At 72.9% G+C, this 15,333-nt stretch carries 14 protein-coding genes; 6 read left to right on the top strand and 8 right to left on the bottom strand.

Annotated elements, in window-relative coordinates:
* Positions 1–86: 86 nt before the first annotated feature.
* Positions 87–710 (top strand): HAD family hydrolase, encoded by a 624-nt coding sequence (locus ACFCY7_RS20765; RefSeq protein WP_376487164.1) that lies wholly within the window; start codon positions 87–89, stop codon positions 708–710.
* Here ACFCY7_RS20765 and ACFCY7_RS20760 read toward each other — a convergent pair.
* Positions 698–976, bottom strand: coding sequence for a hypothetical protein (locus tag ACFCY7_RS20760; protein WP_376487162.1), 279 nt, complete (start codon positions 974–976; stop codon positions 698–700). The two genes, ACFCY7_RS20765 and ACFCY7_RS20760, sit on opposite strands and share 13 nt — an antisense overlap.
* Positions 977–1,117: 141 nt before the next feature.
* Here ACFCY7_RS20760 and ACFCY7_RS20755 point away from each other — a divergent pair, with 141 nt between their 5' ends.
* On the top strand, positions 1,118–1,501 hold the full coding sequence (locus tag ACFCY7_RS20755) for a cold-shock protein (protein ID WP_033211384.1): 384 nt from the start codon (positions 1,118–1,120) through the stop codon (positions 1,499–1,501).
* A 45-nt stretch (positions 1,502–1,546) separates the two neighbouring features.
* On the opposite strand, the gene ACFCY7_RS20750 is transcribed toward ACFCY7_RS20755, so the two are convergent.
* The 4 genes from ACFCY7_RS20750 to ACFCY7_RS20735 form a co-directional block, all read right to left on the bottom strand.
* Complete coding sequence (locus tag ACFCY7_RS20750) at positions 1,547–2,401, bottom strand: 1,4-dihydroxy-6-naphthoate synthase (protein WP_367827500.1); 855 nt, start codon at positions 2,399–2,401, stop codon at positions 1,547–1,549.
* On the bottom strand, positions 2,398–3,144 hold the full coding sequence (locus ACFCY7_RS20745) for a futalosine hydrolase (RefSeq protein WP_376487158.1): 747 nt from the start codon (positions 3,142–3,144) through the stop codon (positions 2,398–2,400). Before ACFCY7_RS20745 ends, ACFCY7_RS20750 begins: the two co-directional genes overlap by 4 nt.
* A gap of 7 nt (positions 3,145–3,151) precedes the next feature.
* Positions 3,152–3,631 (bottom strand): DUF2771 domain-containing protein, encoded by a 480-nt coding sequence (locus ACFCY7_RS20740; protein ID WP_376487156.1) that lies wholly within the window; start codon positions 3,629–3,631, stop codon positions 3,152–3,154.
* Positions 3,632–3,765: 134 nt separating this feature from the next.
* The gene (locus ACFCY7_RS20735) at positions 3,766–5,145 is read right to left on the bottom strand and encodes an MFS transporter (protein WP_376487153.1); all 1,380 of its coding nucleotides are present in this window, start codon (positions 5,143–5,145) and stop codon (positions 3,766–3,768) included.
* Between the two features lie 528 nt (positions 5,146–5,673).
* On the opposite strand from ACFCY7_RS20735, the gene ACFCY7_RS20730 reads away from it, so the two are divergent.
* Together ACFCY7_RS20730 and ACFCY7_RS20725 are read left to right on the top strand one after the other, a co-directional pair.
* Positions 5,674–6,603: a DUF3027 domain-containing protein gene (locus tag ACFCY7_RS20730; RefSeq protein WP_376487152.1), complete on the top strand. Its 930-nt coding sequence runs from the start codon at positions 5,674–5,676 to the stop codon at positions 6,601–6,603.
* Between the two features lie 196 nt (positions 6,604–6,799).
* A complete protein-coding gene (locus ACFCY7_RS20725; RefSeq protein WP_376487149.1) occupies positions 6,800–9,955 on the top strand; it encodes a sacsin N-terminal ATP-binding-like domain-containing protein in 3,156 nt (1,051 codons plus the stop codon).
* Between the two features lie 29 nt (positions 9,956–9,984).
* Here the strand turns inward: ACFCY7_RS20725 and ACFCY7_RS20720 are convergent, their stop codons facing one another.
* Both ACFCY7_RS20720 and ACFCY7_RS20715 read right to left on the bottom strand, forming a co-directional pair.
* A complete protein-coding gene (locus ACFCY7_RS20720; RefSeq protein ID WP_376487147.1) occupies positions 9,985–12,393 on the bottom strand; it encodes an HAD-IC family P-type ATPase in 2,409 nt (802 codons plus the stop codon).
* A 153-nt stretch (positions 12,394–12,546) separates the two neighbouring features.
* Positions 12,547–12,846 (bottom strand): DUF2530 domain-containing protein, encoded by a 300-nt coding sequence (locus ACFCY7_RS20715; RefSeq protein WP_376487145.1) that lies wholly within the window; start codon positions 12,844–12,846, stop codon positions 12,547–12,549.
* 156 nt (positions 12,847–13,002) lie between these two features.
* Between ACFCY7_RS20715 and ACFCY7_RS20710 the strand changes: the two genes are divergently transcribed.
* Positions 13,003–14,466 (top strand): NCS2 family permease, encoded by a 1,464-nt coding sequence (locus ACFCY7_RS20710; protein ID WP_376487143.1) that lies wholly within the window; start codon positions 13,003–13,005, stop codon positions 14,464–14,466.
* Here the strand turns inward: ACFCY7_RS20710 and ACFCY7_RS20705 are convergent.
* Positions 14,436–14,663 carry a hypothetical protein gene (locus ACFCY7_RS20705; RefSeq protein ID WP_376487142.1) on the bottom strand — a complete coding sequence of 76 codons (228 nt, stop codon included), beginning with the start codon at positions 14,661–14,663 and terminating at the stop codon, positions 14,436–14,438. The genes ACFCY7_RS20710 and ACFCY7_RS20705 overlap by 31 nt on opposite strands.
* A 169-nt stretch (positions 14,664–14,832) precedes the next feature.
* On the opposite strand from ACFCY7_RS20705, the gene ACFCY7_RS20700 reads away from it, so the two are divergent.
* Positions 14,833–15,294, top strand: coding sequence for a MarR family winged helix-turn-helix transcriptional regulator (locus ACFCY7_RS20700; protein ID WP_367827514.1), 462 nt, complete (start codon positions 14,833–14,835; stop codon positions 15,292–15,294).
* Positions 15,295–15,333: the final 39 nt, after the last annotated feature.

Raw genomic sequence — 15,333 nt, 5'->3', positions numbered from 1 at the left:
GGAGAACAGGTTCGGTAAGGCTTGGCTTAGTGTAAGCAGCACCCATATTCGAACACCCCGGGCCGGAAGTCCTCCAGAATGGCCCCATGACCCACGCGCCCGAGACACCGCTCACCGTCGGCTTCGACCTCGACCTGACCCTGCTCGACACCCGCCCGGGCATCAAGGCTGCCTACGTCGCCTTCGCCGCCGAGACGGGCGTCCCGATCGACGCCGACCTGGTCGTGAGCCGCCTCGGCCCGCCCCTCGAACAGGAGATGGCGCACTGGTTCCCCGCGGACCAGGTCACCGAGATGACCGCCCGCTACCGCGCCCTGTACCCCTCGTACGCGATCGAGCCCACGGTCCCCATGCCGGGCGCGCGGGACGCCATCGACGCCGTCCGCGAGGCGGGCGGCCGCACCATCGTCGTCACCGCGAAGAACGGCCCGCACGCCGAACTGCACCTCGAGCACCTCGGCATCGAGCCCGACGCGGTCGTCGGCGGCCTCTGGGCCGAGGGCAAGGCGGAGGCGCTGCGCGCCCACGGCGCCCGGGTCTACGTCGGCGACCACGTCGGCGACGTCCGCGGCGCGGCCACCGCCGGCGCCGTCTCGGTGGCCGTGGCCACCGGCCCCTGCAGCCCCGACGAGCTCCGCGAGGCCGGTGCCGACGTGGTCCTCACGGACCTGACGGACTTCCGTGCCTGGTGGGACGCCTACCGCGGCTGAGCCGCCGAGGCCGAGGACTCCCGGGCCTGCCGCCGCTGTGCGGCGATCGACCGCAGCACCCCGGCGGCGGCGACGGCGAATCCGACGCCCATCAGCATCGAGACCGTGTAGGCCACGGTGGGGAACGGGTCGCTCCCCAGGAACAGCGGAGCCACCGTGACCAGCGTCGCTACCGCGCCGATCGCGAACAGCACGACACCGGCCTTGACGAGTCCGTCACCGGGGGCACTGTCGTTCACCGGCACGGCGGGGGTTTCACTACGCATCCCGTCAGGGTAGTTCCCAGGCCGGAGGAACACTCCGGCGACGTCGTGTCGACGGTCCCCGGAGCACTAGCCTTGGCGTCGGCGGGTCGGGCGACCCGCCGTTTGCCATCCCCAGCGACGAGTACGAGGACGAGGACAGACGTGCCTACCGGCAAGGTCAAATGGTTCAACAGCGAGAAGGGCTTCGGCTTTCTCTCCCGCGACGACGGCGGCGACGTCTTCGTCCACTCGTCGGTGCTCCCTGCCGGAGTCGACGCCCTGAAGCCGGGGCAACGGGTGGAGTTCGGGGTGGTCGCCGGTCAGCGCGGCGACCAGGCGCTGTCCGTCGCCATCCTCGACCCGACCCCGTCGGTCGCCGCGGCACAGCGCCGCAAGCCCGACGAACTGGCGTCCATCGTGCAGGACCTGACGACGCTCCTGGAGAACATCACGCCCGCCCTGGAGCGTGGCCGCTACCCCGAGAAGACCCAGGGCAAGAAGATCGCCGGCCTGCTCCGCGCGGTGGCGGACCAGCTCGACGTGTAGGCCCCCGCGGACCCGGCTCGACGTCCGGGTCCGACGTCCGGGTCCCTACGGGAACGACAGCGCGTCCGGCGCGAGGGGCGGTACGAGCCCCTCCGCCGCGGCGCGGGTGAGCAGCCCGCGGACCGCCGCGTAGCCGTGCTCGCCCAGGTCCGCGGTGAACTCGTTGACGTACAGACCGATGTGCTGGTCGGCGACCTTCGGGTCCATCTCCTGGGCGTGCTCCAGGACGTACGGACGCGAGGCCTCCGGGTCGTCCCAGGCCATCCGCACGGACGTGCGGGCGGCCTCGGCGAGCCGTTCCAGGGTCTCCGCGCCGAGGGAGCGGCGGGCGACGATCGCGCCGAGCGGGATCGGCAGCCCGGTCGTCGACTCCCAGTGCTCGCCCATGTCGGCGAGGCAGTGCAGGCCGTAGCCCTTGTAGGTGAAGCGGGCCTCGTGGATGACGAGCCCCGCGTCGACCCGGCCGTCGCGGACGGCGGGCATGATCTCGTGGAACGGCATCACGACGACGTTCCCGACCCCGCCCGGCACGGACTCGGCCGCCCACAGCCGGAACAGCAGGTACGCCGTCGAGCGCTCGCTCGGCACCGCGACCGTCTTCCCCGCGAGGTCCGCGCCCGACCCGGCCTCCCGGGTGAGGACGAGCGGCCCGCAGCCCCGGCCGAGGGCCCCGCCGCACGGCAGCAGCGCGTACTCGTCGAGGATCCACGGCAGCACGGCGTACGACACCTTCAGGACGTCGTGGTCGTCGGTGCCGCCCTCCGCCCAGCCGTTGGTGACGTCGATGTCGGCGAACGTCACGTCCAGCCGGGGCGCGTCGGCGACACGGCCGTGCGCCCACGCGTCGAAGACGAACGTGTCGTTCGGGCAGGGCGAGTAGGCGATCTTCAGCTTGGTCACGACGGCTCCACGAAGACGGTGCTGAGCAGCGCGAAGGCACCCCGGAGCGCGCCCAGGGCCTCCCCGATGCGCCAGGCGGCGCGGTCGCGCGGCCCGACGGCGTTCGACACGGCCCGGATCTCCACGACGGGCACGCCGTACGCGGCGGCGGCCTCGGCGACGCCGAAGCCCTCCATGGCCTCCGCGGCCGCCCCCGGGTGCCGTCCGGCGAGCTCGGCGGCGCGCCCCGCGGTACCGGTGACGGTGGAGACGGTGAGGACGGGCCCCACGGTGTGCGCCAGGCCCCCGGCGCCCAGGGCGGCGGAGAGCCGGCCGGTCAGGGCCTTTGCCACGGGGTGCGCGGACCGCCCGAAGCCGAGCTCCTCGACGGTCAGGTACCCGTCGGGCGTCTGGGCCCCGAGGTCCGCCGCGACGACGGAATCGGAGACCACGACGGTCCCGATCGGTGCCACGGGCGGGAAGCCGCCGGCGATCCCGGCGGAGACGACGAGGTCGTAGCCGCCGCCCGCGAACCCGGGTGCCGCGCACGCCAGGGCCGTTCCCGTCGCGGCGGCGACGGCGGCGGGGCCGACCCCGCCGGTCAGGACGTCGGCGCGGACGGCGCCGTCGGTGTGACGGCGCAGGGCGAAGCCCCCCGGCAGCGGGAGGTGCTCAGGGCCGTCGAGTCCGCTCAGGCCGAGCCCGGCGGAGACGGAGTCCGCCTCCGCCGCCACGGCCGTCACGATCAGGATCCGGTGGACCACCGGCGGATCAGGATTCCTTCTTCAGCTGGAAGTGCCAGATGCCCGTGAGCGTCTTGCCGGTGTTCTCGACGATGGTCACCTGGGTCTTGTCGGTGGGCTCGCCGGTCTGGGAGGAGAAGAAGGCGCTGGCCGGAATGGTCCGGTACGTCTTCTTGTACGGCTCCTGCTCGGCCTGCTGGCCACCGAGGAAGATCGTCCAGCCGCGGTCCGCGATCTCGGGGTCCACGCCGAAGCGGATCTTGTCGTCCGAGGCGACGGTGATGGTCTTCTCGGCCTTCTTGTTGAGGCACTGCTGGATCTGCGACTCCTTGATGGGGTCGCCGTTGTTGTAGCAGGCGGCCTCGGAGTGGACCGATTCGGTCCCGACCGTCAGGGTCGCGAGCGGAGTCGGCTTGTCGCAGGCGGAGAGTACGAGGAGCCCGGCGGAGACGGCCCCGAGGGCGACGGCGGCCCGGCGGCGCGAGCCGGAGAAGAACGCAACGGTCATGAGCCGAAGGCTATCGGGCCGCCGCGCCCGCGCCACGCGGGGGTACGGCGTGCCGCCTCCCGGTACCCCTCCGGACCCGCCACCCGGACCGTACGGCCCGCGGAGGGGGCGCCGCCCGGCCCCCGCAGCCCCGGCTACGCCACCCGCGCCTTGGGGCGGCCCTTGGGGCCGGAGCGGCGGCGGGCGGCGCCGAGGAGGCCGCGGACCGCGAGGAGCGCGCCCACGGCGAGGATGCCTGCCGCGACGGCCATGCCGAGGGTGCCGTTCAGGGGCAGGGCGATGCCGATGCCGCCGCCCACCACCCACGCCATCTGCAGCGCCGTCTCGGAGCGCGCGAACGCGGACGTCCGCACCACCTCCGGCACGTCCCGCTGGATCAGCGCGTCCAGGGACAGCTTCGACAGGGCCTGGGTGAGGCCCGCGACCGCGGTGAGGACGGCGACCATCAGGCCGCCGAAGAAGATCGCCGCGCAGATCGCCGTACCGAGCACGATGCTGATCATGGTGGCGATGATCACTTCAGGGCCGTGGCCCCGGTCCCTGAGCAGCGAGCCCGCCGCCGTGCCGCACGCGTTCCCGACGCCCGCCGCGACGCCCACGATCCCGAGCGAGACGGCCGCGCTCTGCCCCGAGAGCGGATGCTCCCGCAGCAGGAACGCCAGGAAGAAGATCAGGAAACCCGACAGCATGCGCTGCGCCGCGTTCGCCTCCAGGCCGTGCAGCACCGACGGGCCGACCGTCCGCAGGCTCGGCTTCCGCTCGCCGTGCGTCAGCAGGTGCGCCCGCCGCTCACCCTTCGCCGAGTCCACCTTCGGCGGCATCCGCAGCGCCCAGAACGCCCCGAGCAGGAACAGCGCGCACGCCCCGTACAGCGGCCAGCCGGGACCGATCAGCTGGAGCCCCGCCCCGATGGGCGCGGCGATGCCGGTGGCGAGCAGCCCGGCGAGGGTGACCCGCGAGTTCGCCTTCACCAGCGAGAAGTTCGGCGGCAGCAGCCGCGGCACCACCGCGCTGCGCACCACCCCGTACGCCTTCGACGCCACGAGGACGCCGAGCGCCGCCGGATAGAGCTCGAGGCCGCCGGTCGCCACCGCCCCCGACATCATGATCGCGAGCACCGCCCGGGTCAGCATCGCGCCGGCCATCGCGGCGCGCCGGCCGTGCGGGAGGCGGTCCAGGAGCGGTCCGATCACCGGCGCGAGGAGCGTGAAGGGGGCCATCGTGACGGCGAGGTAGAGGGCGACCCGGCCGCGGGCCTCGTCCGTGGGCACCGAGAAGAAGACCGTCGACGCGAGGGCCACGGTGATCATGACGTCCCCGGCGCCGTTCACGGCGTGCAGCTCGATCAGCTTCCCGAGCCCCGACTCGCCCGCGCCGTGCGCGTGCGTGGCCTTCCGGATGCCCCTCGCCGTCCCCGTGAACGGCAGATGGAGGGCACGCCCGATCGCCCGGCCCGCTCGGCGGAGCGGTCCGGCATGATCTTCGGATCGTGCGGGAGACCGTGCGGCTGCCACTCCGTCATAGTGCCCCACGCGCACCCCGGACGAACCGTGCCACGACGGCGAAGACCCCACGGACCCCCCTCGAACGGCACGTCCCACCCGTGCCGGGCGGCCGCGATCAGGGCCGTACCGGGCCCGCGAAATCGGCCGGAACCCCGGTCGGAAACCGGTCGGAACCCGGCCGAACGGGGGTCGGCGACCGTCCGCGATCCGGGCCGTACGGGGTCGGTGACGGTCCGCGAACGGGGTCGCGCGCGCCGCTCCGGCCGTCCGCGATCCGGGCCACTTGGGACGGGCAGGTGGGCGGAGGCCCGCGAACGGGGTAGCGTGCGTAGCGCGTCACCGGCGGAAGCTCTCGGCCGCGCGCCTCTTCGGCATCCCGCAGAATGGATGACGATAGGTGTGCCCGAGACACGCGAGACAAGTCGGGTGCGCGGACGTCGATGCGGCCCACAGGTCCGCTCCGCCCGCCGCCCGTGGCTTCGCTCCCGCCCCTCGGCCGGCGCACCCGTGAGACGGCGTAGGAGAGAAGCGAGACCTGTGAGTGCTGCGACGACGCGAAGCGGTACCCCGCGTACCCCGCGAGCCACGCGTACCCCCGACCGCCTGTGCGTCGAGGCAGTAGACCTCGCGCGAGAGGCCGCCGAGGAGGCGGCCGCGCCCGGCATCGTCGGCGCGCACGTCGAAGTGGTCGCGGAGGGCGACCGGGTCGTCACGCACTACTTCGAGTCCAAGGAACCCGGCTACCGGGGCTGGCGCTGGGCCGTGACGGTCACCCGCGCCTCCCGCGCCAAGAACGTCACCCTCGACGAAACCGTCCTGCTGCCCGGCTCCGAAGCCCTCCTCGCCCCCGAGTGGGTGCCGTGGAGCGAGCGGCTGCGCCCCGGCGACATGGGCCCCGGCGACCTCCTGCCCACCGAGCAGGACGACCTGCGCCTGGAGCCCGGCTACTCCGGCGAGGACGCGCCGCCGCCGAACTCCGCGGTCTCGGAGGAGCTGGCGGACCACCTCGACGCCGAGGACGCCGAGATCGTCACCCGCACCCCCTCGCGGGGCGCCATCGCCGCGGTCGCCGAAGAGCTCGGCATGCGCCGCGCCCGGGTCCTGTCCCGCTACGGCCTGCACATGGCCGCCGACCGCTGGGACGAGGCCTTCGGCGCCAAGACGCCCATGGCCCAGGCCGCCCCCGCCTCCTGTGAGTCCTGCGCCTTCCTGGTGCCGCTGGCCGGCTCCCTGAAGCAGGCCTTCGGCCTCTGCGCCAACGAGTTCTCCCCCGCGGACGGCCGCGTCGTCTCCCTCGCCTACGGCTGCGGAGGCCACTCGGAGGCCGCGATCATGCCGAAGCCCCCGCGCCCCGCGCCCCCGGTCCTCGACTCCATGGCCGCCGACGCCTTCCCCCTCCGTCCCGCCAAGGACTCCGGCTCCACCACCGAACCGGACGCCGCGTCCGAGGACCTCGGCCACTCGTAAGGGGTGTCCTGCCGATCGGGCCGGGCACGCGAGGCCTGATCGGCACCCCCGGCGCCCGTACGGGCTTCCCCCGGACGCGCTTCCGCGCGCCCCGGGGCCCGGACGTGCCCCGGCGTTCGGGGCGGGGCGGAGCGCGGTACCTTCGGGCCCCGGACCTTCGGGTCCGGCACCACCGCCCGCAGCACCGCCCCGCAGAGTGGAGTCAGACGTGAGCGTCAGCGTCCGGACGACGACCGACGGAACCGACCCCTTCGGCACCGCACGGCTGCGGCGGGGCGTGCTCGACGCCTGGGGCGCCTCACCCGCCCGGTTCCGCGAGGACGCCAACGCCGAGGAGGACCTCGCACTCGGCGGCTACCGCGACCGGCTCGTCGTCGAACTCGCCCAGAACGCCGCCGACGCCGCCCACCGCGCCGGCGTCACCGGCCGCCTCCGCCTCACCCTGCACCCGGCCGACCACGAGGGCCCCGCCGTCCTCGCCGCCGCCAACACCGGCGCCCCGCTGGACGCGACGGGCGCCGAGTCGCTGTCGACGCTCCGCGCCTCCGCCAAGCGCGACCAGGGCGGGCCGGACGGACAGGGCGCCGTCGGCCGCTTCGGCGTCGGCTTCGCCGCCGTCCTCGCGGTCAGCGACGAGCCCGCCGTCCTCGGCCGCCACGGCGGCGTCCGCTGGTCCCTCGCGGAAGCCCGCGAACTGGCCGCCGAAGCCGCCCGGTACAGCCCGGGCCTCGGCGACGAACTCCGCCGCCGCGACGGCCACGTACCCCTCCTGCGGCTCCCGCTGCCCGCCGAGGGCACCGCCCCCGACGGCTACGACACCGTCGTCGTCCTCCCGCTGCGCGACACCGCCGCCCAGGACCTCGCCGAACGCCTCCTCGACTCCGTCGACGACGCCCTGCTCCTCACGCTCCCCGGCCTCGCCGAGATCGTCGTCGAGACGACCGAGGGCGTACGGACCCTCCGCCGCTCCGAGGACGACGGCTACGTCCGCATCGACGACACCGCCACCGGCACCCACCGCTGGCGGACCGTCTCCCACGCCGGCCCGATCGACGCCGAACTCCTCAAGGACCGCCCGGTCGAGGAACGCCTCCGCCCCCACTGGACCGTCACCTGGGCCGTACCCGTCGACGGCGAAGGGGCCCCGCGCTACCCCCGCACCACCCCCGTCGTGCACGCCCCCACGCCCACCGACGAACCCCTCGGCATCCCCGCCCTCCTCATCGCCTCCCTGCCGCTCGACACCGCCCGCCGCCACCCCGCGCCGGGCCCGCTCACCGACTTCCTGGTGCAGCGCGCGGCCGACGCGTACGCCGAACTCCTCGCCGCGTGGCACCCGGTGACGACCGCGACCCTCGACCTCGTCCCCGGCCCGCTCGGCAAGGGCCCCCTCGACGGGGCCCTGCGCGAGGCGATCCTCGACCGGCTGCCGAGGGTCGCGTTCCTCGCCCCCGCCGCCCCCTCCGAGGAGCTGCCCGCGCTCCGCCCCATCGAGGCCGAGGTCGCCGAAGGCGCCGGAGCCGACACCGTCGCCGTCCTCGCCGAGGTCTTCCCGACCCTCCTCCCGGCGGGCCTCGAACGCCGGCCCGAACTCCGCACCCTCGGCATCGGCCGCGTCCCCCTCACCGAGGCCATCGACCGGCTCGCCGGCGTCGACCGGGCCCCGACCTGGTGGTGGCGCCTCTACGACTCCCTCGCCGGCGTCGACCCCGACCGCCTCACCGGCCTCCCCGTACCGCTCGCGGACACCGCCGACGACCTCCGCGTCCGCACCACCATCGGCCCCCGCCAGGTCCTCCTCCCGCAGGACCGCACCCCCGCCGAACTCACCCGCCTCGGCCTCAAGGTCGCCCACCCCGAGGCCGCCCACCCGCTCCTGGAGAAGCTCGGCGCCCTCCCCGCCACGCCCCGCGCGGTCCTGACGACCCCGCAGGTACGGGCGGCCGTCGCGGCCTCCCTCGACGCGGGCGAGATCTGGGACGAGGACGCCGACACCCTCGACGCCGAGGAACTCGCCGACACGGTCCTCGCCCTCGTCCGGGACGCCGAACTCGACCCCGGCGACGAGCCCTGGCTCGGCGCGCTCGCCCTCCCCGACGAGGACGGCGAACTCTCCCCGGCCGGCGAACTCGTCCTCCCCGGCTCCCCCTTCGCCGCCGTCATGCGCCCCGACGAACTCGCCTACGTCGACACCGAACTGGCCGCCCGCTGGGGCGAGCGCCCGCTCGCCGCCTGCGGTGTCCTCGCCACCTTCGCCCTGGTCCGCGCGACCGACCTCGTCCTCGACCCCGACGAGGTCGAACCCCGCGAGGGCGACTACCCCGAACCCGACGACGCCGGCCTCCTCGACGCCGTCGACGTGTGGTGCGAGGACGTCCTCGACCGGCTGCCCGCCACCCCGGTGCCGCCGGTCGCCACCGAGATCGTCGCCGTACGCGACCTCGACCTCGTCGACGACGACTGCTGGCCCATGGCCCTCGCGCTCCTCGCGCAGCCGCCCCTCCGCGACGCCCTCACCCAGCCCGTCCGCGTCCTCCTGCCGGACGGCACCACCGAGACCGTCCGCCCCTACACCGCCTGGTGGCTCCGCGACCACCCCGTCCTCGACGGCCGCCGCCCCGCCGGACTCCGCGCCGAGGGCTCCGACCCCCTCCTCGCCGGGCTCTACGACTCCGCCGACGCGACCGGCTTCGACGACGAGCAGGTCCTCCGCGCCCTCGGCGTCCGCACCTCCGTCGCCGCCCTCCTCGACGAACCCGGCGGCGCCGCCGAACTCCTCACCCGCCTGGCGGACCCCTCCCGCGAGGTCACCGCCGTCCAGCTCCACGCCCTCTACACCGCGCTCGCCGACCTCGACCCCGAGCAGGTCACCCTCCCCGACGAGCTCCGCGCCGTCGTCGACGGCGCCCTCGTCGTCGTCGACGCCGCCGACGCCCTCGTCGCCGACGCCCCCGACCTCCTCCCGCTCACCGCCGGCACCCCCCTGCTCCCCGTCTCCCCGTCCCGCGCCGCCGACCTCGCGGACCTCTTCCAGGTCCGCCGCCTCAGCGAGGCCGTCGAAGCCGAGGTCACCACCGTCGGCGAGGAACACGACGTCCCTCCGTCCGTCCACGCCCTCCTCGGCCCCGCCACCCCCGCCTCCTACATCGAGCACGACGAACTCCGCGCCGCCGGCGTCGAACTCGACTGGCGCCACACCCCCGACGGCGTCCTCCACGCCTCCACCCTCGAAGGCGTCGCCGCCGGCCTCTCCTGGGCCGCCGGCCAATGGCCCCGCCGCTTCGAAGTGGCCGCCCTCCTCGAAGACCCCTCCCGCACCACGGAACTGGCCAGGGACCGCTGGTTCGACTGACCCGGCGGCCCCCGAGGCCTACCCCGACGTCAGGCGGGGAACCTGCGGTCCACCCAGCGCCAGGCGATTTCGAGGAGGGTGGCGCCGGCCGCGGCGACGGCGACGGCGGTCCAGGGCATGGTGACGCCGACGAGTTTGAGGGCGAAGAAGTCCTGGAGCCAGGGGACGACGAGGACGAGCAGGAAGGCGCCGGCCATGGTGGCGACGAGGGTGAGGCGCCAGAGGGTGTAGGGGCGGGCGATGATCGCGAGGACCCACATGGAGACGAGGAAGAGGGTGAGGGTGGCGGCGCTCGTCTCGGCCTCCAGGGCGCCCGGGCCGCTGTAGTGGTGGCGGGCGAGGAGGTAGGTGGTGAAGGTGGCGGCGGCGGCGATGACGCCGCCGGGGATGGCGTACCGCATGACGCGCCGGACGAAGTGCGGTTTGGCGCGCTCCTTGTTGGGGGCGAGGGCGAGGAAGAAGGCGGGGACGCCGATGGTGAGGGTGGAGAGGAGGGTGAGGTGGCGGGGGAGGAAGGGGTACTCGACCTGGGAGCAGACGACCAGGACCGCCAGGAGGACCGAGTAGACCGTCTTGGTGAGGAAGAGGGTGGCGACACGGGTGATGTTGCCGATGACGCGGCGGCCTTCGGCGACCACCGACGGGAGCGTGGCGAAGGAGTTGTTCAGCAGGACGATCTGGGCGACGGCCCGGGTCGCCTCCGAGCCGGAGCCCATGGAGACGCCGATGTCGGCGTCCTTGAGGGCGAGGACGTCGTTGACGCCGTCGCCGGTCATGGCGACGGTGTGGCCGCGGGACTGGAGGGCGGCGACCATGTCGCGCTTCTGCTGGGGGGAGACGCGGCCGAAGATCGCGTTCTCGTCGAGGACCTTCGCCATCTCCTCCCGGTCGGTGGGGAGGGTGCGGGCGTCCACGGTGTCCGCCGCGCCGGGCATGTCGAGCTTGCCGGCGACGGCGCCGACGGAGACCGCGTTGTCGCCTGAGATGACCTTGGTGGCGACGTTCTGCTCGGCGAAGTAGGCGAGGGTGTCGGCGGCGTCGGGCCGGAGTCGCTGTTCGAGGACGACGAGGGCGGTGGGGCGGGCGTCGGTGGCGACCTCGGGGGAGTCGAGCTCGTGGACCGTACGGGCGAGGAGGAGCACCCGGAGGCCCTGCTGGTTGAGGTGGTCGATCTCGGTGAGGGCGGGGTGGTCGGTCTTGAGGAGGACGTCGGGGGCGCCGAGGAGCCAGGTGGAGTTCTCGCCGTTGCCTTCGCTGAAGGCGGCGCCGCTGTACTTGCGGGCGGAGGAGAACGGCAGGCTCTCCGTGCAGCGCCATTCCACGGTGTCCGGGTAGGCGTCGATGACGGCCTGGAGGGAGGCGTTGGGGCGCGGGTCGGACTCGCCGAGGGCGCCGAGCACCTTCCGTACGTACGTCTCGTCGCCGCCGTCGAGGGTGCGGAGTTCCGTGACGTCCATGCCGCCCTCGGTGAGGGTGCCCGTCTTGTCGAGGCAGACGACGTCGACGCGGGCGAGGCCCTCGATGGCGGGCAGCTCCTGGACGAGGCACTGCTTGCGGCCGAGTCGGATCACGCCGACCGCGAAGGCCACGGAGGTGAGGAGGACGAGGCCCTCGGGGATCATCGGGACGATGCCGCCGACCGTGCGGGCGATGGCGTCCTTGAAGTTGTCGTCCTTGACGACGAGCTGGCTGATGACGAGCCCGATCGCGGTCGGGACCATCATCCACGTCACGTACTTGAGGATCGTGGAGATGCCGTTGCGCAGCTCCGAGTGGACCAGGGTGAAGCGGGACGCCTCCTCGGCGAGCTGGGCGGCGTACGCCTCGCGGCCGACTTTGGTGGCGGTGAAGGCGCCGCCACCGGCGACGACGAACGATCCGGACATCATGCGGTCGCCGGGTTTCTTCACCACCGGGTCGGCCTCGCCGGTCAGCAGGGACTCGTCGATCTCCAGGCTGTCCGCCTCGGCGACCACGCCGTCGACGACGACCTTGTCGCCGGGTCCGAGCTCGATGAGGTCGCCGAGGACGATCTCGGAGGTGGACAGCTCGGCGGCGCGGCCGTCGCGCCGGACGGTCGGTTTGGCCTCGCCGATGACGGCGAGGCCGTCGAGGGTCTTCTTGGCGCGGAGTTCCTGGACGATGCCGATGCCGGTGTTCGCGACGATGACGAAGCCGAAGAGGCTGTCCTGGATCGGCGCGACGATGAGCATGATCACCCAGAGCACGCCGATGATCGCGTTGAAGCGGGTGAAGACGTTGCCGCGGACGATGTCCGTGGTGGAGCGGGAGCTCCGCAGGGGTACGTCGTTGACCTCGCCGCGTGCGACGCGTTCGGCGACCTGGGCGGAGGTGAGCCCGGCGGGGTGGTGCACGACGGGGGGCTCCGCCGCCTCGATCCCGCCGCCGCCCGTGTCGATCTTCGCCCGCTGAGTCATGTTTTCGACGGTACGGCCGGATCCGACCGTTCACCTGCCGAGGAGGGCGAAGATCAGACCGGGGGAGGACCGGAATCGTCCCCTGGCCTTACGCGGCACCCGCCGCGGGTGGGAGTCCGTCATGCGGGGGACCCGCCGTGGGCGGGGCCCGTCTTACGCGGGGTCGTCGTCGCCGGTGGTGTGCGGTGCGTCGGTCTCCGCCGCCAGCGCCGCCGCGTGCCGCTTGATCGCCGCGTCCCGCTTCCGTACGTACCAGATGCCGATCAGGCCGAGTCCGGCGCCGGCCAGGCAGGTCCACACCCATGAGGTGAGGTCGCGGTCGGCGAACCAGCCGTAGAAGGGGACCTGGACGAGGAAGAGGGCGAACCAGAGGATCGTCCCGCCGGTGATGGTGGCGACGACGGGCCCTTCCAGGGGCTCGGGTGCCTCGTGCTTCGGTGTCCACTTCGCCATGGGCCCAGTCTAGGTGGCGCGAATTCGCACCTCTGCATGGTCTACGCGCGGAGATGGACGCTCGATCGCTCATGTGTTCATACTGAAACGGTTTGCCTCTGGCGTGTTTCCTTCGTATGAACCGCCAAAAAAGGACTTCTTCCGAAGAGGAACCCCATGAGCACCACGGCCACCGCCAAGGCCACATCCCCGGAGAGCCCCGAGAACCCCGAGAACCAGGGAACTCCCGCCTCCGGCCTCGACAGCTACTTCAAGATCTCCGAGCGCGGCTCCACCGTGGCCCGCGAGGTCCGCGGCGGCTTCGCCACCTTCTTCGCGATGGCCTACATCATCGTGCTGAACCCGATCATCCTCGGCAGCGCCAAGGACATGTACGGGCACCAGCTCGACAGCGGCCAGCTCGTCACCGCGACCGTCCTGACGGCGGCCTTCACGACCCTTCTCATGGGCGTCATCGGCAACGTCCCGATCGCCCTCGCCGCCGGCCTCGGCGTCAACACGGTCGTCGCGCTCCAGCTCGCGCCGAAGATGTCCTGGCCGGACGCCATGGGCATGGTCGTCCTCGCCGGCATCGTCGTGATGCTGCTCGTCGCGACCGGGCTGCGCGAGCGCGTCATGAACGCGGTCCCGGTCGGCCTGCGCAAGGGCATCGCGATCGGCATCGGCCTCTTCATCATGCTGATCGGCCTCGTCGACTCGGGCTTCGTCTCCCGCATCCCCGACGCCGCGCACACCACCGTCCCGCTCCAGCTGGGCGGCGACGGCCACCTCACCGGCTGGCCGGTCCTGGTCTTCATCCTGGGCACGCTCCTCACCCTCGCCCTGATCATCCGCAAGGTGCCGGGCGCGATCCTCATCTCGATCGTCGTCATGACGATCGTCGCGATGGTGATCAACGCGGTCGCGACCGTCCCGTCCTGGGGTCTCACCACCCCGGAGTGGCCGGGCAACCCGGTGGCCTCGCCGGACTTCGGCCTGGTGGGCGAGGTCAGCCTGTTCGGCGGCTTCGGCAAGGTCGGCGTGCTGACCGGCGTCCTCTTCGTCTTCACCGTGCTGCTGTCCTGCTTCTTCGACGCGATGGGCACGATCCTGGGCGTCGGCGACGAGGCCAAGCTGATCGACGAGGACGGCAACTTCCCCGGCATCAACAAGGTCCTGCTGGTCGACGGCCTGGCCGTCGCCTCCGGCGGCGCGACCTCCTCCTCGGCCACCACGTGCTTCGTGGAGTCCACGGCGGGCGTCGGCGAAGGCGCGCGGACGGGCCTCGCCTCGGTCGTGACCGGTGGTCTCTTCTCGGTCGCGCTGTTCCTCACGCCGCTGGCGACGATGGTCCCGTCCCAGGCGGCCACGCCGGCGCTGCTGGCGGTCGGCTTCCTGATCCTGGCCGGTTCGGTCAAGGACATCGACTGGAGCGACTTCACCATCGCGGTGCCGGCGTTCCTGGCCATGGTCATGATGCCGTTCACGTACTCGATCACGAACGGCATCGGTATCGGCTTCATCGCGTTCAGCGTGCTGCGGCTCGCGGCCGGCCGGGGCCGTGAGGTCCCGGTGGCCATGTACGTCGTGTCGGCTGTGTTCGTCTTCTACTACGCGATGCCGGCGCTGGGCCTGACCTGATCGTCGCGGGGCGCGTCGGAGGCCCCGTAGAACTTCTCCGTCTCCTCTACGGCGGTCGTGAACCGCGCGTCGAAGTCCTCCCGAATGAGCGTCCGGACGACATAGTCCTGGACGCTCATTCCTCTTTTCGCGGCGTGACTCTTGAGCCGGTCGAGCAGCTCACTGTCGATGCGCAGGCTGAGCACTGTCGATCCCATGCCGTTCAGGGTCGGGGCAGCAGGGGCCCCTTCGCGTCACTTTCCGGATCCGACTCACTCATTTGGGTGATGCATGGATATGCAAGCGTGACCTGCCCGGATGTGATTCGTGTGACGTCGGCGTGTTCCTGTTGGTATTTAGACAGAGTAATGAGTTAGGCTAACAAACATGCCAGACCTGTCCCACGGCACCGCCGACGACGCCGCGGCCGTGAACGCGCTCCGCTCCTCCGTCATGCGACTGGGCCGACGCCTCAAGCACCAGCGCGTCGACGAGTCGCTGAGCCCGACCGAGATGTCGGTGCTCGGCACCCTGTCGCTCTGCGGCTCGGCCACCCCCGGTGAGCTGGCCCGCAAGGAACACGTCCAGCCGCCGTCGATGACCCGCATCGTCGCGCTGCTCGAAGCCAAGGGACTGGTCCGGCTGGAGCCGCACCCCGACGACCGCCGGCAGAAGGTGGTCAGCCAGACCGAGCAGGCCACGGCCATGCTCGAGGAGTCCCGCCGCAAGCGGAACGCCTGGCTGGCCGCCCTCGCCGAAGGCCTGGACGAGGACGAATGGGCCAAGCTGCGCGCGGCCGCCCCGGTCCTGGAGAAGCTCGCCCACCTGCCCCCGGCTTCCCGGGGGTAGGCCCCAGGGCCGGGGGAGCCCCCGGACCCGACGCGCCAA

The sequence above is a fragment of the Streptomyces sp. NPDC056361 genome, assembly GCF_042262805.1.
In the GTDB taxonomy this organism is placed as follows: Bacteria; Actinomycetota; Actinomycetes; order Streptomycetales; family Streptomycetaceae; genus Streptomyces.
Note: the sequence above shows the minus strand (reverse complement) of the source record. Positions and strands in the feature narration are given on the sequence as shown.